Below are 22,058 nucleotides of genomic sequence, written 5' to 3' on the forward strand. Positions count from 1 at the left end.
TGTGCGCGCGCCTAGGCCTGGACGTTCTGCATCTGGTTGAACAGTTCCGGCGGGATGGCGTAAACCAGGATCACGGCCAGCAGGTTCTTGGCGGCGTGCACGAAGTAGGAAAACATGAGGTTCTTCCCGGTCCACATGTAGACGGACACCAGGGTGGCACCCATGGCCAGGTAGGGGAGCAGGGCAGTCAGGGTCAGCGCCTCCTGCCCCACGATGTGCAGCGCGGCGAACAGCACCACGGACAGGGCGCAGCAGATCCAGACGTTCACGCGCCTGGACATCTTGCCGATGAGCAGGTGGCGGAAGATGTACTCCTCCACGAACGGACCCACCACCACCAGCAAAGGCACCATGAGCCACGCGGGGACCTGCTGCATCAGCGCCTGCAGCCCGGCCTGGTTGGCGGAGGTTTGAACCTGCCCGTTCGCGGCCACCACGACGGCGGTCAGGATCATCATCGCGATCACGGCTGCCGGCACCATCAGCAGGGTGAACCAGGGCCGGGTCCCCAGCACTCTAAGGTCCCGCGCCACCACCCGGCGGGCGGCCAGGAGCGCGAGTATTCCCACGGAGGCATAGAACAGCAGGTTCACGGCATAAGAGGCTGCTGCCGGGGACGGGGCCACCAGCCGGAGCAGTGGGGCCAGCACATTGCCGGCCACCGCGAAGAACCCGGCAATGGCAACGTAGAGGCACAGTGTGGCCAGGTCCAGGGGTGAAAACCGGTACAGCTGGGGTTGCGGGGCGGGCGGTAAGCGGTGGGCTGTTGCCATGCCCCCAGCCTAGCGCCGGGCGCCGGGGTGTAGTGCGCGTCACGTACCACCCCGGACCGTCTTGTAAGATGGTCAGGTCGCGTGAAGCTTCGGCAGTTCGGCCGATCCACCCTCACATCTGCTGGCCCCAAGGCCTAAAGGCCGAATTTTGTGAGCTCGATCATACGAAGACCGGATGCGGCCAACCCCCAACCCACAAGGAACAGTTGTGCCTCAAAGTACCCCCACAGACCTCAAGAACAGCACGGCGCCATCCTCCGCCGTCGACCCGTCCCTCAGCGCAGAGGGCTACAGCAAGACCCTGGGCCGCCGCCACGTCACCATGATCGCCATGGGCGGCGCCATCGGCGTGGGCCTCTTCATGGGAGCCGGCGGACGCCTGGCCTCCACCGGGCCGGCCCTGATTTTCTCCTACGCCATTGCCGGCGTCATCGCCTACCTGCTCATGCGGGCCCTGGGCGAACTCATCATGTACCGCCAGACCTCCGGCTCCCTGGTGAGCTATTCGGGGGAGATGTTCGGCAAAAAGGGCGCCTACCTGTCCGGTTGGATGTACTTCATCAACTGGGGCATGACGGGCATCGCGGAGCTCATCGCCATCGGTCTGTACTTCCAGTTCTTCTTCCCCAACGTCCCCGTGGAAGCCTCGGCCATCGCGGCCCTGGCTCTGCTGGTGGCGGTCAACCTGCTGAGCGTTAAGGCGTTTGGCGAATTCGAGTTCTGGGCGTCCTGCCTCAAGGTCGGCGCCATCGTCATCTTCCTGGCCGTGGGCACCTTCATGGTGGTCACCAATGCCCAGGTGGGCACCGGGCATGCCTCGGTGGCCAACCTCTTCGCAGCCGACGGCGGCATGTTCCCCAAGGGTGCGCTGGTGATGGTCCTGGTCCTTAACGCCGTGATCTTCGCCTACAACGGCATCGAGCTGGTCGGAGTCACTGCCGGCGAGATGCAAAAGCCGGAGCGCGAAGTGCCCAAGGCGATCCGAGCCGTCGTCCTGCGCATCGTGGTGTTCTATGTCGGTTCCGTGCTGCTGCTGGCCATGCTGCTGCCGTCCGACCAGTACAAGGCCGGCACGTCGCCGTTCGTGACCGTTTTCGGCCAGATGGGCCTGGGCTGGGTGGGCGATGTGATGAACATGATCGTCATCACCGCCGCGCTGTCCTCGTGCAACTCCGGCCTGTACTCCATTGGCCGGGTCTTCCGCACCATGGCCAACAACGGCCACGCCCCGCAGTGGCTTACCAAAATGTCCAAGCGGCACGTCCCGTATGCCGCCATCCTGGCCATCGCGGCCTTCTACCTGGTGGGCATCCTGCTGAATATCTGGCTGGGCGGTTCGCACGCCTTCGACCTGGCGCTCAACAGCGCCTCGATCGGCGTGATCTTCTGCTGGGGTGCCATCTTCGCCAGCCAGATCGTGCTGCGCCGCCGCAAGGGCATCACCTCCACCCTGCCGATGCCCGGCTCGCCGTGGACCAGCTGGGCCGGACTGCTGGGCCTGCTCGCCATCACCATCCTCATCGGCTTCGACACCATGACGGACAAGGCCACCGGCGAGGTGTTCTACCTGGGCCTCTGGACCCTGGGCACCATCCCGTTCTTCGCCGTGCTCCTGTGGCTCGGCTGGCAGAAGGTCAAGAATAACGAGCCTAAGAGCGAGCTCTTCAGCTAACGCTTTCCGGACAATGTTCGACGGCGGGCCGCCCCTTCAGTGGGTGGCCCGCCGTCGGCGTTTCCACGGAGTGCCGGACAGGTCCAGCCCCTCTGCTGTTGCTTAGTCCTTCAGGTACCTGGCGAAGTGGTCCTCGATGCGCTGCCAGGCCTCCGGGGCTGACTTGGGGTCCGGCCCCACGCCCATGACCCGCATCAGCGGCCTGAGGAGAACCGGCCCGATTTCTTCGTCGTTGAGGAAGGCATGCCCGGCGCCGGGAAACTCCTTCACGCTGTGCTCGATGCCCAACTGGTCCAGCGCAGTTTCGAGGCGCGCCGCAGCCCCCTTCAGGGACCTGTCCGCGCCGCCGTAGTTGGCCACGATAGGGCAGGAACCGCGCAGTGCGTCTTCCAGTTCCTGCTGCTGCTTGCCCGGGAGCCGGCCGTAGTTGACGGAAGCGGCGTCGAACCCGTCACGCGCCACCAGCAGGGCGAACCCGCCGCCCATGCAGAAGCCGATCACCCCGGTTTTGCCGTTGCACAGTTCAGACTCCGCGAGCCAGGTACGGGCCGTGGCGATGTCGGTGAAGGGACGCCCCGTACGGGCCGCCATGGCGCGCATGGTTCCCACCAGGCAACGCCGCGGACCGCCGTCGCTGTACAGGTCCACGGCCAGGGTGAGGTACCCGGCCCGGGCCAGCCGGTCCGCGTGCCGCCGGGTCTGGTCGTCCAGGCCGAACGCTTCATGGATCATCACGACGCCGGGAAACGGCCCCTGTCCAACAGGCACGGCGAGGTAGCCGTGCAGGGAGGGGGAGCCGCCGGCAGCCGCGCCCGCAGCGCTGAGGTCTACGTTCGTCATGGGCCAAGGCTAACCGGCGGTGCCCGGGATGTCCCGCGTTTGTGCCCCGGGGTATTCGACGGCGGGAGGCGGGGTGGTGCACGCTGCATGGCGGGGGCAGACTGGGGCTTGTGAGCGAACAGTGGGTGCTGCATGTGGACCTGGACCAGTTCATCGCCGCCGTCGAGGTTCTGCGCCGTCCCGAGCTTGCGGGCAGGCCGGTGATCGTGGGCGGCCGGGGCGACCCCACGGAGCGGGCAGTGGTGTCAACTGCGTCCTACGAAGCACGGGCCTACGGCGTGGGCTCCGGAATGCCGCTGCGCATCGCCGCGCGGAAAGTGCCCGATGCGGTCATCCTGCCGGTGGACCACGAGGCCTACCTGGAAGCATCTGACAAGGTGATGGCGGTCCTGCGTGCCCAGCCGGGAACCACCGTCCAGGTGCTCGGCTGGGACGAGGCATTCGTCGGGCTTGAGACGGCCGATCCCGAAGCCTTCGCCCGCCGGTTGCAGGAGGCAGTCCTGGCGGAAACCCAGCTGCACTGCAGCGTCGGCATCGGGGACACCCTGGTCCGTGCCAAGGTCGCGACGACGTTCGGCAAGCCCGCGGGCGTTTTCCGCCTCACGCAAGGGAATTGGCTTGAGGTCATGGGGGAGCGGCCCACCATCGACCTCTGGGGTGTGGGAAAAGCAGTGTCCCGCCGGCTCGCCACCCTGGGGATCACGACCGTTGCCGAACTGGCAGCGGCCAACCCCGATGACCTGGTTCCCGAATTCGGTCCAAAAATGGGGCCCTGGTACGCGCAACTGGGACGGGGTGACGGTTCCCGGACCGTCGATGACACCCCGTGGGTGGCGCGCGGGCACAGCCGCGAAACCACTTTCCAGCGGGACCTGACCGACGGGGCGCAGATTGAGGACGCCGTCCGGGAGCTGGCTGCGCACGTCCTGGAGGATGTTGCCGCCGAAGGCAGGCCGGTGATCGGCCTGACGTTGAAGGTCCGCTACGTTCCCTTCACCACCAGGACTTACGCGCGGAAGATCCCCGAGACCTCCGATCCCGCGTTGGTGCTGGCAGGGGTGCTTGGCCTGGTCTCAAAGATCGAACCCGGCAACGCTGTCCGGCTGTTGGGTGTCCGGGCCGAGATGGCCATGCCCGAAGATTCCCGGAAGGGGCACACCCCAACCCGCAGCGGCTGGTGAACCCCATCGATTGCTGAGTAACTGCCGTTTTGAGGCCCCAAAACGGCATCTACTCAGCAATCGATGGTGGGTGGACAGCGAAACGGCGGCAGATCCATTGGATCCGCCGCCGTTTTGGGCTGTTGCAGCACGCCGTTCGCTGCGGCTGCAGCAGCAAGGACTAGTTGCGCTTGAACTCGTCCTTCACGCTTTCGCCCACCTTCTTGGCGTCTGCCTTGACCTGGTCGGCCTGGCCTTCTGCCTTCAGGTGGTCGTTGTCGGTCGCGTTGCCTGCAGCTTCCTTGGCCTTGCCGCCAAGGTCCTCTGCCGCGTTACTGATCTTGTCTCCGAGGCCCATGGTTCCGGCCTCCTTTCGTTTCCGTCGATCAACCGTGCCCTTTCACCATAAACAAAGCTTGCTTACTATTTCAAGTACCCTGTTGCAGTTGCGGCCGGCTGGCTGCAGCGGCACTAGGCTCGGCCTATGGATAAAGGACGTGGCACGGCGGCGGCCAAGGTGGCCCCGCCCCGGCTTTCCGCCGTGGAACTGCAGGATCTCGAAGAACTGCAGGATCCGGTATTCCGCCGCGGGGACCGGTACGAAAACCTGCGGTTCAACCGCGCCGCCCTGGATGGCCTTGACCTGGGTGAGGCCGTATTCGCCGAGTGCCGGTTCGATGCTGCCTCTTTCAATGAGGCGCAGCTCCGCGGCACCTCGTTCCGTGACTGCCTCCTGGCGGAGGCGTATGCGCCGGTCTTCCAGGGTGCCCGCAGTATCTGGCGCGACGTGGAGCTTCGCAACCCGCGCCTGGGCTCGGCTGAACTGTATGAAAGCGGCTGGCAGTCCGTTCGGATCGATGGCGGCAAGCTGGACTACCTCAACCTCCGCGGCGCCAAGCTCGCGGACGTGCTCATCAGTGGGTGCATCATCAACGAACTGGACCTGGGGGGTGCCGGCGCCACCCGCGTGCGGTTGGAAGACTGCACCGTTGGATCACTTGACCTCACGGGTGCCAGGCTGAAGGACTTCGACATCAGGGGCACGGAGTTCCGCCGGGTCAGCGGCCTTGGCAGCCTGTCCGGGCTCGTGATCGATGAGTATCAGTTGGGGCTCCTGGCGCCGCTGATCGCTGCGCATCTTGGGGTGAGGGTCCTGTAACCGGATGCGCGGCCGGGGCTGCCCGTGTACCATTTACAGAACGAACGGTCGGTAAGTGGGAAATGTCGCTGCGCCGGCCGCCGATGACACTGCTGTTTATCGCGTGAAGGGTGTTTCCATGGCTGCAACCGCAGGTCCGCAGGCTTTCCTTGTTGGTGGGGTCCGAACGCCCGTAGGCAGGTATGGGGGCGCCTTGTCCTCCGTCCGGCCGGATGATCTTGCGGCCCTTGTCGTCCGGGAAGCCGTGGAACGCGCCGGCCTGGATCCTGAGAGCATCGACGAAGTCATCCTGGGCAACGCGAACGGCGCGGGGGAGGAAAACCGGAACGTGGCCCGCATGGCCACCCTGCTGGCCGGGCTGCCCCTGCATATTCCGGGAATCACGGTCAACCGGCTCTGCGCTTCCGGCCTCAGTGCCATCATTCAGGCCAGCCACATGATCAAGGCCGGAGCCGCTGACATCGTCATCGCCGGCGGCGTGGAGTCCATGAGCCGCGCCCCTTGGGTCCAGGAGAAGCCTACTGCTGCGTTCGCCAAGCCGGGCCAGATCTTCGACACCTCCATCGGCTGGCGGTTCACCAATCCCCACTTCCAGCACGGCGGCCTGTCCCGGGACGGCAAGATGACCTACTCCATGCCGGAAACGGCGGAGGAAGTAGCCCGGGTGGACGGCATCTCCCGTGAGGACGCTGACGCATTCGCCGTCCGGTCCCACCAGCTTGCCCTGGACGCCATCGAGGCCGGCCGGTTCAAGGACGAAATCGTGCCCGTCACGGTCAAGACCCGCAAGTCAGAGACCGTGGTGGACACCGACGAGGGCCCGCGCGCCGGTACCAGCATGGACGTGCTCGCCAAGCTCAAGCCCGTGGCGCACGGCGGTTCCGTGGTGACGGCCGGGAACTCCTCGTCCCTGAATGATGGCGCCTCCGCCATCATCATCGCCTCGGAAGCAGCCATCGAGCGGCTGGGCCTTACCCCCCGTGCCCGCATCATCGACGGCGTCTCTGCCGGCTGCGAGCCCGAGATCATGGGCATCGGCCCGGTCCCCGCCACCCAGAAGGTGCTCAAGCGGAGCGGCCTGAGCGTCGGCGACCTGTCCGCCGTCGAACTCAATGAAGCCTTTGCCACGCAGTCCCTGGCCTGCATCCGCCGGCTTGGACTGGAACCGGAGATCGTGAACCGCGACGGCGGCGCGATCGCCCTGGGGCACCCGCTGGGTTCCAGCGGATCACGGATCGCCATCACCCTGCTGGGACGGATGGAACGCGAAGACGCGAAAATCGGCCTGGCCACCATGTGCATTGGCGTAGGCCAGGGCACGGCGATGCTGCTGGAGAAAATCTGATGGCGGCCGCGGTGGACCTGGCGGCAGAAAACTTCTCCGCGCTCCTGGTGGAGGAGCGCGAGGACCGGGTGGTGGTGCTGCTCAACCGTCCCCAGGTGAAGAACGCGATCGACCAGCAGATGGTGGACGAACTCCACACTGTCTGCGCGGCCCTGGAACAGAACCCCAAGGTACTGATCATCGCCGGCGTGGACGGGGTCTTCGCTTCCGGCGCCGATATTGCCCAGCTGCGCGAACGCCGCCGCGACGATGCACTGCAGGGCATCAACTCCACCATCTTCGTCCGGATCGCCAAGCTGCCCATGCCGGTCATCGCGGCCCTGGACGGCTACTGCCTGGGCGGCGGCGCGGAACTCGCCTACGCCGCGGACTTCCGCATCGGCACCCCCAACGTGCGGATCGGCAACCCGGAAACAGGGCTCGGAATCCTTGCGGCGGCCGGTGCCAGCTGGCGGCTCAGGGAACTCGTCGGCGAGCCGCTGGCCAAGCAGATCCTGCTGGCCGGGCTGGTCCTTGGCGCCGAAGAAGCCAAAGCGGCCAACCTCATCACGGAAATCCACGATCCGGCAGAACTCCTGGAGGCTGCCCACAGCCTGGCCAACAGGATCGGGCGGCAGGACCCGCTGGCCGTCCGCATCACCAAATCCGTATTCCACGCCCCCGCGGAAGCGCACCCGCTGATCGACCAGCTGGCCCAGGGCATCCTCTTCGAGTCGCAGGCCAAATTCGACCGGATGCAGGCGTTCCTGGACCGCAATGCAGCGAAGAAGGCAGCCGCCTCCGCCAACCCCGCCGATGGAAAGTAGACCATGAGTAATTCATCAGTAGCCCCCGGCCTTCCCTCCCTCGTCGGCGTGCTGGGCGGCGGCCGCATGGGCGCGGGCATCGCCCACGCCTTCCTGATCAAGGGCGCCAACGTGTTGGTGGTGGAGCGCGACGACGTCTCCGCCGAAGCTGCCCAGGAACGGGTGGAGTCCGCAGCCTTGAAAAGCATTGAACGCGGGGCGGTGGATGCCAACTTCGAAGAACTGGTGACCCGGCTGACCGTCAGCACCGACTACGACGCGTTCAAGGACCGCCAGCTGGTGGTGGAAGCAGTGCCCGAAGACTGGGACCTGAAAGTCACCGCGCTGCGCGGCATCGAGGAACGGCTGGCGGAGGATGCCTTCATGGCGTCCAACACGTCATCGCTGTCCGTCAACGGCCTGGCCCGTGAACTGAAGCGGCCGGAGAACTTCCTGGGCCTGCACTTCTTCAACCCCGTGCCGGCATCCACCCTTATCGAGGTGGTGCTGGGGGAGCGCACGTCTCCCGAACTTGCTGCCTCGGCGAAAACCTGGGTGGAGGCACTCGGCAAGACCGCCGTCGTGGTCAATGACGCCCCCGGCTTTGCCTCCTCACGCCTGGGCGTGGCCATCGCACTGGAAGCCATGCGGATGGTGGAGGAAGGAGTGGCCTCCGCTGAGGACATCGACAATGCCATGGTCCTGGGCTACAAACACCCGACCGGCCCGCTCAAAACCACGGATATTGTGGGCCTGGACGTACGCCTGGGAATCGCCGAATACCTCCACTCCACCCTTGGCGATAGGTTTGCACCCCCGCAGATCCTCAAGGACAAAGTGGCCCGCGGAGAACTCGGACGCAAAACCGGCAAGGGCTTCTTCGACTGGCCCAGCTAGGCTGCCTGCCGTCCGGAAGCGGGCCTAGTCGAAGAAGCCCACGATGTAGCCGATGAAATACAGCAGGCACAGCACGACTACGACGCCGATGATGCCGATCCACAGGAACTGGGTGCCCTTCCCGGTGCCGCGCTCCTCGTGGCCCTGAGGGCCGGCGGTGGAGGCTTCCCCCGGCGGGGTTTCGCCCGGCGGAACCCCGCCGCCAGGCTCCAGGCCGGTGATCTTGTCGTCCTCGGGATCCGGGTTGGTTCCTGACACAATAACTCCCTCGCTCGACGTCGTGGTGCTTGCCCCAGCGTAACCCGCGCGGCCCGCGGGCCTAGGCTGGTGCAGTGACTTTCCTTGAACCCCTTACCCTGACCGGCCGCCACGTAATCCTGCAGCCGCTCGCGGAGGAACACCACGACGGCCTGCTGGCCGCAGCCAGCGACGGCGAACTCTGGAAGCTCTGGTACACGTCCGTGCCCGCGCCGGACGCCATGGCGGCGGAGATCAGGCGCCGCCTCACCCTGCAGGAGCAGGGATCCATGCTGCCCTTCACCACCCGGCTGATTGATCCGGGCACAGGTGGCCCGGGCCGCATCATCGGCATGACCACGTACATGAATATCGACGCCGCCACACCCCGCGTGGAAATCGGATCCACGTGGAATGCGGCCTCGGTGCAGGGGACAGGGACCAACCCCGACTCCAAGCTCCTGCTGCTCCGGCATGCCTTCGAGGCGCTGGGCTGCCCCGCCGTGGAGTTCCGCACGCACTGGCTGAACCACCAGTCGCGGGAAGCCATTGCCCGGTTGGGCGCCAAGCAGGACGGTGTGCTCCGCAGCCATTCACGGACCAGCGATGGAACCCTCCGGGACACGGTGGTGTTCTCCATCCTGGAGCACGAATGGCCTGCCGTCCGCGCCGGGCTGGAATACCGGCTGGGCCGCCGCGCCCAGGATGCGGAACGCACCCCGGGCGCTGACCGTGCTCAGGGAGCGGAGTAGACGCCCGAACTGCTCAGCGCAGCGAAGTAGGCCTGGTAGCCCGCGGCGTTGGGATGGAAGTTGTCCGGACTTGCGGGGTTGGCAAGGTCCAGGTTGATCCAGGGATCTGCGGAGTTGACGCCGTGCCCGGCAAACGCGGCCCTGACATCGACGTATTGCGCCCCGGTGGCAGCGGCGGCCGCTGCGATGGAGGCGTCCAGGCCGTCCGCCAGAAGGGTGGCCTGGTTGATGAACAGGGACAGTGGATCCGCGGGGTTCGGGGCCACCGGATCGTAGAGGTACGGGTATCCCGTGACAACGATCCGGGCATTGGGGGCTGCGGCCTTGACACTCTGGATCATCGAGATGACATCGCGGGTGAGCTGCCCGCTCCCGATCATTGCCGCGGCGGCGGACGTAGCCGCGTCGCAGGCAGGGGCGGCCGCGGGATCAGAAAGCGCAGCACCGCAGGAGGTAATGATCTGGCCGAAGCCCAGGTTGTTGCCTCCCGCCGTAATGGTCACCAGTTCCGTGCTCTTGTTCAGCTGGCGAAGCTGGGTGTTCACCACATCCCAGGTGGTCTTCCCGCTGCACGCAGCATTGACCACCAGCTGGACGGTTTTATCCACGTCTGCCAGCTCGGAATAGGCGTTGTCGCTGCGATAGCAGCTGTCCAGGTAGGGACCGGCCCCTTGTCCGGCGGCATAGGAATCCCCCAGGGCAATGTATTTCTCTTTGTCCACAGCCTGGGCCGGGGCCGCTGCCATGCCGGCGGTGATTGCCAGGGCTGCGAGGGCGGCTGCGAAAGCCGGACGGCGCCGCTGTAATGCTGGACTTGCCATGAATTTCCCCTTTGAACAGTTACCTCTTTGAACAATGACCTCATTGGACACCGCGAGCAGGTACGTAGGTGCCACAGTATTGCCACCCTGCGCGGCGGTCAGCAGGCCTTTGTGCCCTGGTGAAATGTCCGTTGCTGTGCAGTGCGCCGTTCAGGGGCGTGTGGTTAGCTGTGCGGATGAGCAAGAAGGGCACGTCCGTGGACTGGGATGGAGCTGTAAACGCATGGCGCATTTCGGGCGGCATTTACCGGATGGGACGCCGCGAATGGCTCACCGCAGCGGGGTGGAAAGAGGCGTTCGACGACGGCGTCCGCACCGTCGTCGATCTCCGCAACGCAGTTGAGGCGCGGCGCCGGAGCAATGACCCCGAGGTGCCGGCCGCGGCCTGGGCGGGCATCGACGTGGTGCAGGCACCCACGGAGGAACCGGAGGATCCGCGGTTTACCGCCGTCACCGGTCCCTACCTGAACGACCCCGCGCACTACGCCGAGAATGCGCGCCTTTTCCCGGAAAAACTGGTGGGCGTCTTCCGGGCCATTGCCCTCGCCGCGCCCAAAGGGGATGTGGTGCTGCACTGCGCCGCCGGCCGTGACCGGAGCGGTTTGATCGCGGCCATGGTCCAGGACCTGGCTGGTGACTCGGACGAGGCTATTGCCGAGGGCTACCGGCGGGCGGCCCGCGGGATCAACGAGCGCTACCGCACCCATGGTCCGCCGCACGGCCGGGAGCGGTACCTGACCGGGCCGGAGCTTGAGCCCCTGCTGGAACGGCGCGGGCTCGCGGTGGTGTCATTTGTCCGTGACCTCGGAACCCGTGGCTATCTCCTGGCGCACGGGTTGCGGGAAGCGGAGCTGGATTCCGTTTCCGCCTTGGCATGCCGAAAGATACCCTTGTGACCTAAGTTACTGATGTGGCTGTTGATATTTGATGTCGGCGGCCGCGGTCGCAGGGCGCCTGCACGCAGGCGCGGATGAGTGGAACGGCGAACCCCCATGAAGAGAATCTCCGCGACAGGAGCCATAGCCGCCGTAGTGCTGTCGTCCGGGTTGGCTGCCGGCCCCGCAGTGGCTGTTCCGGCGCCGGCCACAACTAGCAGCCCCATGGTGGCTCCTGCGCCCCAGGGCTCCGGCGCCGCCGGCACGGCTACGGGCAACGAGGCGGTTTCCGGCGCCCCGACTGCTCCTGTCAACGCGGGTGGACCCTCCGAGGCAGGCCTTGCTGAAGCGCTTCGCCGGGATCTTGGCATCAGCGTGGCCGAATTCAATGCTGCCGGTGAACTCGGCCGGCGGGCCGCCGGCGCCGCGCCCACCCTTCGGGCTTTGCCTGGCTTCGTTGGCATCAGCCTGAAAGCCGGCAACATCAGGGTGGAAGGCGACGGTCCGGAGCTTCAGGCCGCGGTGGATGAACTGAACCGCTCCGGCCCGGCCGCCTTTGTACTGGTTCCCCCGACGGTCACCCTCCCGGCCACGCCGGCTGTCCCCACCGCCTCCCCGGCGGTCAAGGACACACCTCCGCCGGCGAACGGGCTGGTCGCAGCCGACCTCGACCAGCTGTACAAGGCCTACGTCCGCGACGTTGGCACCCAGGGCCTCCAGGCGGTTGCCTACACCGACGGTCATTTCGTCATCCGGGCCGGGTCCGTCAACATCGCAGAGTCCGGGACCCCGGGCAACCAGCCGGACCCGGTTCCTTCCGCCGGCCAGCCGTTCGGAACCGGCAAAATGACGCCGGCACAGTTCGTTGCGCGGTACGCCAACGTGAAACTGGAGAAGGGTGCTTCCCTCAAGACCGAGGGGGACCTCCTCGGCGGCCAGGGATACTACGTGGACAGCGCCGCCATCTGTTCAGCCGGTTTCAGCGCGTTCAGTCCGGCCGGGCTGCCGCTCGTCCTGACCGCCGGACACTGTGCCAGGGATGGATTGGCGCGGCAGGCGTCAGTGGAACCTCCCGGGTGGGCGCCCGCGAGCGGGCCCGGCGCCCTGACGCCTCAGCCGTTGCCTCCGCTGTCACCCCTGGGCAGCTTCGGGTTCAGCCAGTTCGGCGGCCCCGGGAACTCGGCAGCGGCAGACGGATCCGTGGCTGGGACCGACATCGCCGTCATCCAGGACATCGCGCCTTCCGTGAACCCTGAGCCTTCCACCACTACCTGGGGCAACTCCAGGACGCCCGATCCTGTCAGGATCGTGGGAACCATAGCGCCCTTCCAGGGCCAGGACGTCTGCAGGTCCGGACGGACGTCCGGCTGGAAGTGCGGCACGGTGGATGCGGTGGGCATCTGGATGATGCCGGGCCAAAAGAGTGTTCCGCCCAACTACGATAACGACCTCCGGCCGGTCCGTGCCTTCGATTCATCGACGGTCACGTCGGCGGGCGGCGACTCCGGCGGCCCGTGGATCAGCGGCAACTTTGCCGTTGGTACGCACACCGGTGCCGAAAGCCAGAACGGCGTCCAGACGCGGGCCATTGCAGCCACCCTGGAGGATGCCCTTGCCGTGCTGCCCGGCTACCAGCTGGAAGTATTCCTCAACAAGCCTGCCGTCACGGCCCCCGCACCCGGGAAGGCCTACCAGCCGGGCCAGGTGATCAGCGGCCAGGTTCCCGCTGCTCCGGCATCTGCGGTCGCCGCCGGATCCACGGTCCGGGTCACGTTCCAGGCTAAGGAACCGTTCGAGGTGCCCGTGCATAATGACGGGACATGGAGTTTCACGGCGCCGCAGGGTACGGACACGCTGCGCTTCACGGCAGAAACCGTGAACGGGTACAGCCGGTCGGGTGCCAACAGCTTTGAGTTTGCGTCCGCTGCAGCGGCACCGGCCGCCCCGCCGGCAAGCCCGGCACCGACTGAGCCACCGGCAAGCCCCGCACCAGGCAACATTGCCCCGGCCACACCCGCCCCGGCCGCGACCGACCCGATCACCCCGGCCGCGACCGACCCGGCCCCCGCAGACCCGTCGCCTGCCCCGCCGTCGGCGAGTCCCGTCGTCGTACTTCCGCCGGCAACCAGCCCCGCTCCCAGCGCTCCTGCGGGCCTTGCCAACACGGGCGGAAACGGTGATCGCGCCGGCGGCGGCCTGGCCTACACGGGATCAGCCGGGCTCATCCCCGCAGCGGCTGCTGCCGAGGGCGTCCTCGCCGTCGGGATTCTGCTGACGGTGCTTGTTCGCCGGCGGAACCGGCGGCCTTCGCGGTAGCCGCTACGGGCCGGCCTACAAGGACCGGCCCGTAGCGATGCCGAGGAAATGGCGCTTCGCGCCTCCCGGTTGCGGTAGCCTCAGTGGCGCCCGCCGCACCTCTCTTTGCCGTCAACCACCTGGACAGCCACGTCCAGCGTGCCGTCCGCCAGGCTTCCCCAGGCGTAGACGATGGTGTTCTTCCCGGCTTCGACGGTGATGTCAGCAGGGCCGATCACGGGGTCGGTGGTCCCTGCCGCTGCCACCGAGGCTGAAACCGTGCCGGCCTTCAGCTTCAGGGTTGCCTCGTCCGGGTTGCTGAGGCCTTCAATTACGGCGGTTCCGCCGGCCAGTACGTCCACCGCGGGCGCTGCGGCGACGTGCCGGACCGTCAGCTTGCCCTTCGTGTCATTGCCGGGGGCCTTGGTGTCGTTGGTGAAGAGGGTCGCCGTGGGGGCTCCGCCGGCGTCAAGGTGCGCCACTGCCGTGTAATTGCGGCCCTCGTCGAGCTGCACATCCACCGGGCCGATCACCGGATTGTCGGCGCTGGTGGCGTCCGAAGCGGTGATGGCGATCTGGTAATCGCCGGCGGCCAGTTCCAGCGGTCCGGCCAGGGTGCCGGGCGTGAAGTCATCAAGGGTGAGCTCGCCGTTCACCCAGACATCCACAGTCAGGCCGGGTACCCCGTGCAGGACGGACAGCAGGGCGGGGTCGTCATCGTGGTGCCAGTTGCCGGCCTGGGCGGGAGCGGCGAAGGCCAGTGAAGCAGCTAGGGAAAGTGCTCCGGCGGCGTAGGTTATTTTGCGCATGTCGAACTCCTTGGGGGATGCCCGGTATCCGGGCTGGTGATGCTGACACGCTTAATACCTCTGGAAGGCCGCCCATGGATGCACAGCCGGGGATTTTTTTCAGTTTTTTCGCTTCATCAGCAGGTTGGTGATGCGCAGCGTGCACAGCCGCTGGCCGGCCTCGTTGGTGATGAGCACCTCGTGCGTGGTCAGCGTCCCGCCCAGGTGGATGGGCGTGGCGGTAATGGTCACCTGGCCCTCGCGTGCGGAACGGTGGTGCGTGGCGGAAACGTCAACGCCCACCGCCGTCTTGCCCATGGTGCTCGCGTGGATGACGGCCGCCCAGGACCCCACCGCCTCGCCCACGGCCAGCGAGGCGCCGCCGTGCAGCAGCCCAAACGACTGCCGGTTGCCCTCCACGGGCATGGTGGCCACCACGCGCTCCACCGACTCCTCCAGGATTTTTACGCCCATCTTCTCGTCCAGCTCCCCGAGGGTGATTTTCCAGAGCTCATGCTGGTTATCGGAAGCATCCTGGGGCGACGGGGCGTTCATGCGTTCTCCTTTGGGTGGCCAATTCGGTCCTGGCCTTCTAGTGTGCAGCACGGCACTTCATGTATGGTGAATATATTACCGAACGGACGGTCAGTAATGGCCGCCCTGTTTGCCTGCCCCCTTGTTGGAAGGACCGTCAACGATGACCACCACAGCCACAGCTCCCCAGGCCACGGTCGACACCGTGGAGACAGTGCCCAGCTTCGTCATGGACGCATGGTGGACGCCCGACGCCGGCTCCTCGGCTTCCGCGGTCCCCGTCCGGGATGCGAGCACGGGGGAGGTCCTGGCCAAGGTGAGCACGGAAGGCCTGGACCTCGCCGCCGTCGTGGAGTACGGCCGCACCACCGGCCAGACTGAACTCGGCAAGCTGACCTTCCACCAGCGCGCCCTCAAGCTCAAGGAGCTGGCGCAGTACCTCAACGCCCGCCGTGAGCACTTCTACAACTTCTCATTCCAGACCGGCGCCACCAAGATCGACTCCATGGTGGACATCGACGGCGGCATCGGCGTCCTCTTCACCTTCGGCTCCAAGGGCCGGCGCGAGCTGCCCAACTCCCAGGTGGTGGTGGACGGCCCCATGGAGGTGCTGTCCAAGGACGGTTCCTTCGCCGGCGAACACATTTACACCCGCATCCCCGGCGTCGCGGTTCAGATCAACGCCTTCAACTTTCCGGTCTGGGGCATGCTGGAGAAGTTTGCCCCCGCCTTCCTGGCAGGCGTCCCCACCATCGTCAAGCCGGCCACCCCCACTGGCTATGTTGCCGCCGCCGTGGTCAAGGCCATCGTTGAGTCCAACATCCTGCCCAAGGGGTCGCTGCAGCTCATCTCCGGTTCCGTCCGCGGGCTCCTGGATGTACTGGATTACCGCGACCTGGTGGCGTTCACCGGGTCCGCCTCCACGGCCAAGTCCCTCAAGTCCCACCCGAACGTGGTGGAGGGCGGCGTCCGGTTCACGTCCGAGACCGACTCCCTGAACGCCGCCATCCTGGGCCCTGACGCCGTGGAGGGGACCCCGGAATTCGACGCCTTCGTCAAGTCCGTGGTCACCGAGATGACCGTCAAGGCAGGACAGAAATGCACCGCCATCCGCCGGGCCATCGTGCCGCAGCAGCTGGTGTCCGCCGTCTCAGCAGCCATCGGCAAGCGCATCGCCGAGCGCGTGGTCCTGGGTGACCCCCGCGGCGAAGGCGTCACCATGGGCGCCCTTGCGTCGGTGGAACAGCTGGAGGACGTCCGCGCTGCCGTGCAGTCAATGCTCGACGCCGGCGGTGAGCTGGCGTACGGAACGCTCGATTCGCCGTCGGTCACCTCCGCCGACGGAACCACCGGGGTAGTGGACGGTGGGGCCTTCATGGCTCCCGTGGTCCTGAACTGGGACAACCCCGAAGCTGAAGCCATCCACTCGCTGGAGGCATTCGGGCCGGTGTCCTCCGTCATCGGCTACAAGGACCTGGCGGACGCCGTCCGCCTCGCCGCCCGCGGTGGCGGATCGCTGGTGGCCTCCGTCTGCACCAACGATCCGGACGTTGCCCGTGAACTGGTCACCGGCATCGCCGCGCACCACGGCCGCGTGCTGATGCTGAACCGCGAGGACGCCCGGTCCTCCACCGGCCACGGCTCACCCGTTCCCCACCTGGTCCACGGCGGCCCCGGACGCGCGGGCGGCGGCGAGGAACTGGGCGGCATCCGGTCCGTGCTGCACCACATGCAGCGGACCGCCATCCAGGGCTCCCCGAACATGCTCACCGCGGTCACCGGTGTGTGGCACACCGGGGCCGACCGCAACTTCACCGTGGAGACCGAGGGCGCGCATCCGTTCCGGAAGCACCTGTCCACCCTGCGGATCGGCGACGCCGTCCGTTCCGACCTGCGGCAGGTCACCCTGGAGGACATCAGCGCGTTCGCCAACTCCACCGGGGACACGTTCTACGCCCACACCAACCAGGAAGCAGCGGAAGCCAATCCGTTCTTCCCGGGCATCGTGGCGCACGGCTACCTGCTGCTGAGCTGGGCCGCCGGGTTGTTCGTGGAGCCTGCACCGGGCCCTGTCCTGGCCAACTACGGCCTGGAGAACCTTCGCTTCATCAACCCGGTTGCCGCCGGCGATTCCATCCGGGTGACCCTCACCGCCAAGAAGATCACCCCGCGCGAAACCGACGAATACGGCGAGGTGGCCTGGGACGCCGTCCTCACCAACCAGAACGACGAGATCGTGGCCACCTACGACGTCCTCACCCTGGTCGAGAAGTAAACCCCTAACGCCCCATCACTTCCTGCCGGTTTTTCCCAAACGCCCCATCACTTCCCTGAGGAAAGTGATGGGGCATTTGGGTTTGGTGGGCGGGAAGTGATGGGGCGTTTGGGTTTGGTGGGCGGGAAGTGATGGGGCGTTTGAGGGCGGTTCTTTTTGGGCCTGCCGGGCGTAAGATTCTGCCCGTAGGAGGTGGCCCAATGACCCTGAGAATGAACACAGCCACAACCATCCTGCCGGTTGATGACCCAGCCCGCGCCCGCAGTTTCTACACGGAAAAGCTGGGACTCCCGCACCGTGGCAAAACGGAGGACGGAAGCGAACTGCTCGGCGCCGACGGCGGTCCGCTGCTGCAGCTGATGCCGGTCTCGGATGGCAGGCACTCGTACCATACCGCGCTGAGCTTTGAGGTCGCCGATATCGAGGAAACCGTCCGTGACATGGAGGCACGGGGCGTCATTTTCCAGGACTACGACCTGCCCAACCTCAAGACGGAGAACCATATCTGCACTACCGGCTCGGAAAAGTGCGCGTGGTTCATGGACACCGAGCACAACATTCTGTGCGTCCACGAGAACCTGAGCGGGAAGCTGGAGTACCAGGTCTAGGCCTGTCGGCAAACGCGGCTCCGCCGTTAAACACAGCAGCAGGGGTGCCCGGGTCGGATCGGGGCACCCCTGCTGCTTGTCTCTGTCCGGAGGTCAGCTTTCGGCGCCGCCGTGCAGGCCGTCGTCGCTGCTGTCATCCTCGCGTCCGGTGCCGCGGCCGTCTTCGCTGCGGTCGGAGAGGTCCATGTTGCCGCGGGCCTCGTCCATGGTGGGGCCGCCTGCCGGAACGCTGTAGGTGTCGGGGCGGATGCCGTGCGACTGTTCCTCGATCAGGGCCTGCTCCTCGCTGAAGCGGATCGCGTTGGCCTCGTCGCCGGCGTCGCCGGGAATGTCCTCACGGAGCTTGGACGGGTCTGGGACGATGTATCCTGGGTCCGGTTCTTCCTTGGGGTGGCTCATGTTTCTTCCTTCCTATCGGGTGGTTGTAGTGGCAGGCCGGTCGGTGAGGTCAACCTTGATATCCAGGTTTTGGTCGCCCCGCTTGACCTTGAAGCCTACGGTGTCGCCGGGGTTACGCTTGCGCAGTTCCGCCAGGAGCTTTTCGGGCGTGGTGAGCTCAACGCCCTCCATGGACTGCAGGACGTCCCCGGGGCGGATTCCTGCCTTGCCTGCCGGGCCGTCCGTGTCCGCGGCGAGGACCACCACTCCGGATCCTCCCTGGATGCCCAGCTGGGCGGCGATCTGGGCCGTCAGTTCGCCCGGGGTGAGGCCCAGGTAGGCGTGCTTGGCGGTGCCGTTGGCCAGCAGTTCCTCCGCCACGTCTACTGCGGTGGCGGCCGGGATGGCGAAGCCAAGGGAGACCGCCCCGGCTGACGGCGGGATGTACGCCTCGCTGATGCCGATCACCTCGCCGCGCATGTTGATCACGGCACCGCCGGAGTTGCCGGGGCTGATGGGTGCGTCCGTCTGGATGAGGTCCACCAGGGAGAGGCTGTTGGATGCGGAGCCTGGAATGGAACGGTGCAGCCCGGAAATGATGCCTGCGGTGGCCGTGTTCTCGAATCCGAGCGGGGAACCCAGGACCAGTGCGCCTTCGCCTACCTTGGGCAGGGTGCTTTGGTACGTGGGTTTCGGCAGGCCGGTGCGCTTGGCCTGCACCAGGGCCAGATCCGTCACGGCGTCGCTTGCTTTGACTGTCCCTTCCACGCGCTGCCCGTCGGCAAATCCGACCTCCACGGTGGTTGCGCCCCGGACCACGTGCTCGTTGGTGAGGATCAGTCCGTCGGCGGAGTAGACCACGCCGCTGCCCAGGCCGCCCTGGGTGAAGATGGTGACCACTGATGGGGAGAGGTTTTCCACGAGCTGGGGCAGGTTGCCGGCTGCGGTTCCGGAGTCCGGGCCTGCGCCGGCGGTTGGCGCTGCCGAAGCGGAAGTCCCGGAGGCCGGGGCCGACGGCGATGGCTGGCCTGGGGAGGAGGTGCCAGGGGTTGGGGGAGCAGGCGAGCCGGTGCAGCCGCTAAGTGCCAGGGCTGCGGTCAGGAGTCCGCCCGCGAGTACTGTCGGGGGCCGGCATGAACGCCGTGGATCATTGGCCTGGCTCATTCAGGACCTCCCTGCGGACGATGGCTTTCTACCACCGTAGCCGGGGAGCCCGCCAAATACCAAGCACGCTTATTAGTTGCCCGCGGGCCCGTGGATGCGCGGCCTACACGTCCGCATGGAGGCCGTCGAACGCCATGGTGATGACGTCGTCGGCCAGTCGCTGCGGGGAGAGGGAGCCGCCCGGTTTGTACCACTCCACGATCGAGTTGATCATGCCGAACAGGAGACGGGTGACGGTCCGGGGATCGATGTCCTGGCGGAGCGAGCCCTCATCGCGCGCGGCGGAAATCAGTACGGCCACTTTGTGGTCGAAGGTCCGGCGGCGTTCCAGGGCGTCCCGTTCAATTTCCGTGTTGCCCCGCAGTCGCAGCAGCAGGGTGACGAATGGCAGGCGGTCCACCAGCACGGCCACCGTCTGCCGGAGCACGAACTCCAGTCGGGCGTCGGCAGCCCCTGAAGTGGCCTCCGGCTGCTCGAGGATGGCCTCAAGGCCGCCCAGGGCGTGGTCAAGGGCAAGCTTGAGGAGGTCGCCCTTGGACGGCACGTGGTGGTAGATGGCGGACTTGGAGATGCCCAGGTTGTCCGCCAGGATCCCCATCGAGGTGGCGTCGTAGCCATGGCGGTTGAAGACGTCGACGGCGATGCGCAGCACGGACTGCTGGTCGTAGCCGGGGCGGCCGCGCTTTGCTGTTCCGTTGGCTGAGCCGGGGCTGGAAGTTTCGGTGGTGCTGGGCATAGTGGCTAGTTTCTCACGAACGGTCGGTCGGTCCGGGAGCCGGCGCCGGCCGGGCCGCAGCCCGGCCGGCATCGGCTGTGCCCGGCGGCATCTTCCGTTATGCCTTCGGCCGCATGTCGTAGATGCGGCGCAGTTTGCCGTTGGACCGCTCCAGCGAGCCCGGCTCCACCACGTTCACGGTGCACGAAGAACCCACGTGGATCTTGATCTGCTCCTTCAGGGTGCGTGCCGCCGTCGTGCTCTGCTCAACGGTGACCGCGTCGCGCCGTTCGATCCGGACCGTCAGCTGGTCCATCCGCTGCCCTTCCGGGCGGGTCAGTTCGAGTTGGAAGTGCGGGCTCAGCTCGGGGATGCGGAGGGCGATTTCCTCGATCTGGGACGGGAACAGGTTCACGCCGCGCAGGATGATCATGTCGTCGCTGCGGCCGGTGATGCGGCCCATCCGGCGGTGCGCCGGACGGGCGCTGCCGGGCAGCAGGCGGGTGAGGTCCTTGGTGCGGTAGCGGATGATCGGCAGCGCTTCCTTGGTGAGCGAGGTGAAGACCAGCTCGCCGTGCTCGCCGTCGCGCAGGACGTTCTCCTTGCCCGCCACGGGGTTGAAGGCGTCGATGATTTCGGGGCGGAAGTGGTCCTCCCAGATGTGGCTGCCGTCCTGGGTTTCCACGGACTCGCCGGCGACACCCGGGCCCATGACCTCGGACAGGCCGTAGATGTCGCACGCCTTGATGTTCATCATGACCTCGAGCTCGTGCCGCATCTCCTGGGTCCACGGCTCGGCGCCGAGCACGGCGAACTTCAGGGAGGTGGAGGCGGGGTCGATGCCCATGTGCGCCATGGCGTCGGCGATGGTGAGCAGGTAGGTGGGTGTGGCCAGGATGGCGTCCGGCTTGAAGTCCTGGATCAGCTGGATCTGGCGTTCGGTCTGGCCGCCAGACATGGGGATCACGGTGCAGCCCAGGGCTTCCGCGCCGGCGTGGGCGCCCAGGCCGCCGGTGAACAGGCCATAGCCGTAGGCGTTGTGGACCTTCATGCCGGGGCGGATGCCGGAGGCGCGGAAGCTGCGGGCCACCAGCTTGGCCCAGTCGGCCAGGTCCTGCTTGGTGTAGCCGACGACGGTGGGCCGGCCGGTGGTGCCGGAGCTGGCGTGGATCCGGGCCACTTCATTCTGCGGCACCGCGAACATGCCGAACGGGTATTCCTCCCGCAGGTCGTCCTTGGTGGTGAAGGGGAAGTTGCCCAGGTCCTCGAGTTCACGCAGGTCGTTGGGGTGGATGCCGGCCTCGTCGAACTTGCGCTTGTACAGCGGGACCCGCTCGTAGGCGTAGGCCACGGTGTGTTGCAGCCGGCTGAGCTGGAGGGCTTCGAGCTCGTCGCGGGAGATGGTTTCCTCGCGGTCCAGGCCAGGGTCGATTCCGGCAGCGGTGTCCTGGGTGGAAACGGCAGCGGCGGGGGTTTCGGGGGCATGCAGGGTCATGATTTTCCTACTTCTTGGGGATGGTGCGGCTGCGTCCGCGGAACTCGGCGATGAGCTCGCCCGGGGTGCTGGAACTGGGCTGGCCTTCGGCGGCCGGCGCAGCGGCGTCGGCGGCGAAGATCTGGATGTCGTACAGGCCGCTGCGGCCGGCGCTGGAGCGGCGGTCGGCCACTGCGGTGAGCACCTGGCCCCGGAAGGCGGGCTTGAGGAAGTTGATGTCGACGCCGGAAGCGACGGTGATGGTGCCTTCCTCGCCGGGTGCAGGGTGGATGGGGTTGCACGCGAGAGCGAAGGCGGTGTCGCCGAAGGCGAAGATCATTCCGCCGTGGGCCATGCCGAAGCCGTTGAGCATTTCCTGCCGGAGCGTCATCCGGATGGTGGCGTGGCCGTCGCTGAGGGCGAGGACCTCAATCCCCATCCATTCGGAGGCGTAGTCGTTTTCCAGGATGGGGTGGGTGGCCCCGGAAAGTGTCGTTTCAGCCATGCGTCA

General features: G+C 66.6%; 23 protein-coding genes. 11 read left to right on the forward strand and 12 right to left on the reverse strand.

What is annotated here, in order from left to right:
* Window positions 1-11: 11 nt before the first annotated feature.
* Window positions 12-773: a CPBP family intramembrane glutamic endopeptidase gene (locus MRBLMD1_RS00730; protein WP_307489123.1), complete on the reverse strand. Its 762-nt coding sequence runs from the start codon at window positions 771-773 to the stop codon at window positions 12-14.
* 208 nt (window positions 774-981) lie between these two features.
* Here MRBLMD1_RS00730 and MRBLMD1_RS00735 point away from each other — a divergent pair, with 208 nt between their 5' ends.
* A complete protein-coding gene (locus MRBLMD1_RS00735; protein ID WP_275179928.1) occupies window positions 982-2,445 on the forward strand; it encodes an amino acid permease in 1,464 nt (487 codons plus the stop codon).
* A gap of 102 nt (window positions 2,446-2,547) precedes the next feature.
* Here the strand turns inward: MRBLMD1_RS00735 and MRBLMD1_RS00740 are convergent, their stop codons facing one another.
* Window positions 2,548-3,285, reverse strand: coding sequence for a dienelactone hydrolase family protein (locus MRBLMD1_RS00740; RefSeq protein ID WP_364396524.1), 738 nt, complete (start codon window positions 3,283-3,285; stop codon window positions 2,548-2,550).
* A 125-nt stretch (window positions 3,286-3,410) separates the two neighbouring features.
* Between MRBLMD1_RS00740 and MRBLMD1_RS00745 the strand changes: the two genes are divergently transcribed.
* Window positions 3,411-4,466 carry a DNA polymerase IV gene (locus tag MRBLMD1_RS00745; protein ID WP_364397972.1) on the forward strand — a complete coding sequence of 352 codons (1,056 nt, stop codon included), beginning with the start codon at window positions 3,411-3,413 and terminating at the stop codon, window positions 4,464-4,466.
* Window positions 4,467-4,626: 160 nt separating this feature from the next.
* On the opposite strand, the gene MRBLMD1_RS00750 is transcribed toward MRBLMD1_RS00745, so the two are convergent.
* Window positions 4,627-4,803, reverse strand: a complete 177-nt coding sequence (locus tag MRBLMD1_RS00750) for a CsbD family protein (protein ID WP_159630868.1) — start codon at window positions 4,801-4,803, stop codon at window positions 4,627-4,629.
* 126 nt (window positions 4,804-4,929) lie between these two features.
* On the opposite strand from MRBLMD1_RS00750, the gene MRBLMD1_RS00755 reads away from it, so the two are divergent.
* The 4 genes from MRBLMD1_RS00755 to MRBLMD1_RS00770 all read left to right on the forward strand — a co-directional run bounded on the left by MRBLMD1_RS00755 (window position 4,930) and on the right by MRBLMD1_RS00770 (window position 8,631).
* Window positions 4,930-5,604 (forward strand): pentapeptide repeat-containing protein, encoded by a 675-nt coding sequence (locus MRBLMD1_RS00755; protein WP_364396527.1) that lies wholly within the window; start codon window positions 4,930-4,932, stop codon window positions 5,602-5,604.
* A gap of 118 nt (window positions 5,605-5,722) precedes the next feature.
* Window positions 5,723-6,949, forward strand: a complete 1,227-nt coding sequence (locus MRBLMD1_RS00760; RefSeq protein WP_364396530.1) for a thiolase family protein — start codon at window positions 5,723-5,725, stop codon at window positions 6,947-6,949.
* Window positions 6,949-7,755: an enoyl-CoA hydratase/isomerase family protein gene (locus tag MRBLMD1_RS00765; RefSeq protein ID WP_364396533.1), complete on the forward strand. Its 807-nt coding sequence runs from the start codon at window positions 6,949-6,951 to the stop codon at window positions 7,753-7,755. The genes MRBLMD1_RS00760 and MRBLMD1_RS00765 overlap by 1 nt, the downstream gene beginning before the upstream one ends.
* 3 nt (window positions 7,756-7,758) lie before the next feature.
* Entirely contained in the window at window positions 7,759-8,631 is an 873-nt protein-coding gene (locus MRBLMD1_RS00770) for a 3-hydroxyacyl-CoA dehydrogenase family protein (RefSeq protein ID WP_364396536.1), read from the forward strand.
* Between the two features lie 24 nt (window positions 8,632-8,655).
* Here the strand turns inward: MRBLMD1_RS00770 and MRBLMD1_RS00775 are convergent, their stop codons facing one another.
* Window positions 8,656-8,889 (reverse strand): DUF6480 family protein, encoded by a 234-nt coding sequence (locus tag MRBLMD1_RS00775; protein ID WP_307489107.1) that lies wholly within the window; start codon window positions 8,887-8,889, stop codon window positions 8,656-8,658.
* A 74-nt stretch (window positions 8,890-8,963) separates the two neighbouring features.
* Between MRBLMD1_RS00775 and MRBLMD1_RS00780 the strand changes: the two genes are divergently transcribed.
* Window positions 8,964-9,620, forward strand: coding sequence for a GNAT family N-acetyltransferase (locus MRBLMD1_RS00780; RefSeq protein WP_364396539.1), 657 nt, complete (start codon window positions 8,964-8,966; stop codon window positions 9,618-9,620).
* On the opposite strand, the gene MRBLMD1_RS00785 is transcribed toward MRBLMD1_RS00780, so the two are convergent.
* Entirely contained in the window at window positions 9,605-10,441 is an 837-nt protein-coding gene (locus MRBLMD1_RS00785; RefSeq protein WP_364396542.1) for an SGNH/GDSL hydrolase family protein, read from the reverse strand. The two genes, MRBLMD1_RS00780 and MRBLMD1_RS00785, sit on opposite strands and share 16 nt — an antisense overlap.
* Before the next feature lie 176 nt (window positions 10,442-10,617).
* Between MRBLMD1_RS00785 and MRBLMD1_RS00790 the strand changes: the two genes are divergently transcribed.
* Together MRBLMD1_RS00790 and MRBLMD1_RS00795 are read left to right on the forward strand one after the other, a co-directional pair.
* Window positions 10,618-11,337 carry a tyrosine-protein phosphatase gene (locus tag MRBLMD1_RS00790; protein WP_159630880.1) on the forward strand — a complete coding sequence of 240 codons (720 nt, stop codon included), beginning with the start codon at window positions 10,618-10,620 and terminating at the stop codon, window positions 11,335-11,337.
* A 96-nt stretch (window positions 11,338-11,433) separates the two neighbouring features.
* The gene (locus tag MRBLMD1_RS00795) at window positions 11,434-13,632 is read left to right on the forward strand and encodes a peptidase (RefSeq protein ID WP_364396545.1); all 2,199 of its coding nucleotides are present in this window, start codon (window positions 11,434-11,436) and stop codon (window positions 13,630-13,632) included.
* 80 nt (window positions 13,633-13,712) lie between these two features.
* Here the strand turns inward: MRBLMD1_RS00795 and MRBLMD1_RS00800 are convergent, their stop codons facing one another.
* Both MRBLMD1_RS00800 and MRBLMD1_RS00805 read right to left on the reverse strand, forming a co-directional pair.
* On the reverse strand, window positions 13,713-14,420 hold the full coding sequence (locus MRBLMD1_RS00800) for a DUF4397 domain-containing protein (protein ID WP_364396548.1): 708 nt from the start codon (window positions 14,418-14,420) through the stop codon (window positions 13,713-13,715).
* A gap of 99 nt (window positions 14,421-14,519) precedes the next feature.
* Window positions 14,520-14,954: a PaaI family thioesterase gene (locus tag MRBLMD1_RS00805; protein WP_159630886.1), complete on the reverse strand. Its 435-nt coding sequence runs from the start codon at window positions 14,952-14,954 to the stop codon at window positions 14,520-14,522.
* A gap of 142 nt (window positions 14,955-15,096) precedes the next feature.
* On the opposite strand from MRBLMD1_RS00805, the gene paaZ reads away from it, so the two are divergent.
* A complete protein-coding gene (paaZ, locus tag MRBLMD1_RS00810) occupies window positions 15,097-17,208 on the forward strand; it encodes a phenylacetic acid degradation bifunctional protein PaaZ (protein ID WP_364396551.1) in 2,112 nt (703 codons plus the stop codon).
* A gap of 212 nt (window positions 17,209-17,420) precedes the next feature.
* On the forward strand, window positions 17,421-17,816 hold the full coding sequence (locus tag MRBLMD1_RS00815) for a VOC family protein (RefSeq protein ID WP_364396554.1): 396 nt from the start codon (window positions 17,421-17,423) through the stop codon (window positions 17,814-17,816).
* Window positions 17,817-17,909: 93 nt separating this feature from the next.
* On the opposite strand, the gene MRBLMD1_RS00820 is transcribed toward MRBLMD1_RS00815, so the two are convergent.
* The 5 genes from MRBLMD1_RS00820 to MRBLMD1_RS00840 all read right to left on the reverse strand — a co-directional run bounded on the left by MRBLMD1_RS00820 (window position 17,910) and on the right by MRBLMD1_RS00840 (window position 22,052).
* Complete coding sequence (locus MRBLMD1_RS00820; protein ID WP_364396557.1) at window positions 17,910-18,215, reverse strand: hypothetical protein; 306 nt, start codon at window positions 18,213-18,215, stop codon at window positions 17,910-17,912.
* A gap of 12 nt (window positions 18,216-18,227) precedes the next feature.
* Complete coding sequence (locus MRBLMD1_RS00825; RefSeq protein WP_364396560.1) at window positions 18,228-19,358, reverse strand: S1C family serine protease; 1,131 nt, start codon at window positions 19,356-19,358, stop codon at window positions 18,228-18,230.
* A gap of 103 nt (window positions 19,359-19,461) precedes the next feature.
* Complete coding sequence (locus tag MRBLMD1_RS00830) at window positions 19,462-20,094, reverse strand: TetR/AcrR family transcriptional regulator (protein WP_364396563.1); 633 nt, start codon at window positions 20,092-20,094, stop codon at window positions 19,462-19,464.
* Between the two features lie 97 nt (window positions 20,095-20,191).
* Window positions 20,192-21,568 carry a phenylacetate--CoA ligase PaaK gene (paaK, locus tag MRBLMD1_RS00835; protein WP_201302390.1) on the reverse strand — a complete coding sequence of 459 codons (1,377 nt, stop codon included), beginning with the start codon at window positions 21,566-21,568 and terminating at the stop codon, window positions 20,192-20,194.
* A 7-nt stretch (window positions 21,569-21,575) separates the two neighbouring features.
* The gene (locus MRBLMD1_RS00840) at window positions 21,576-22,052 is read right to left on the reverse strand and encodes a hotdog fold thioesterase (protein WP_159630898.1); all 477 of its coding nucleotides are present in this window, start codon (window positions 22,050-22,052) and stop codon (window positions 21,576-21,578) included.
* Window positions 22,053-22,058: the final 6 nt, after the last annotated feature.

It is taken from the genome of Pseudarthrobacter sp. LMD1-1-1.1 (assembly GCF_040676255.1).
Lineage (GTDB): Bacteria > Actinomycetota > Actinomycetes > Actinomycetales > Micrococcaceae > Arthrobacter.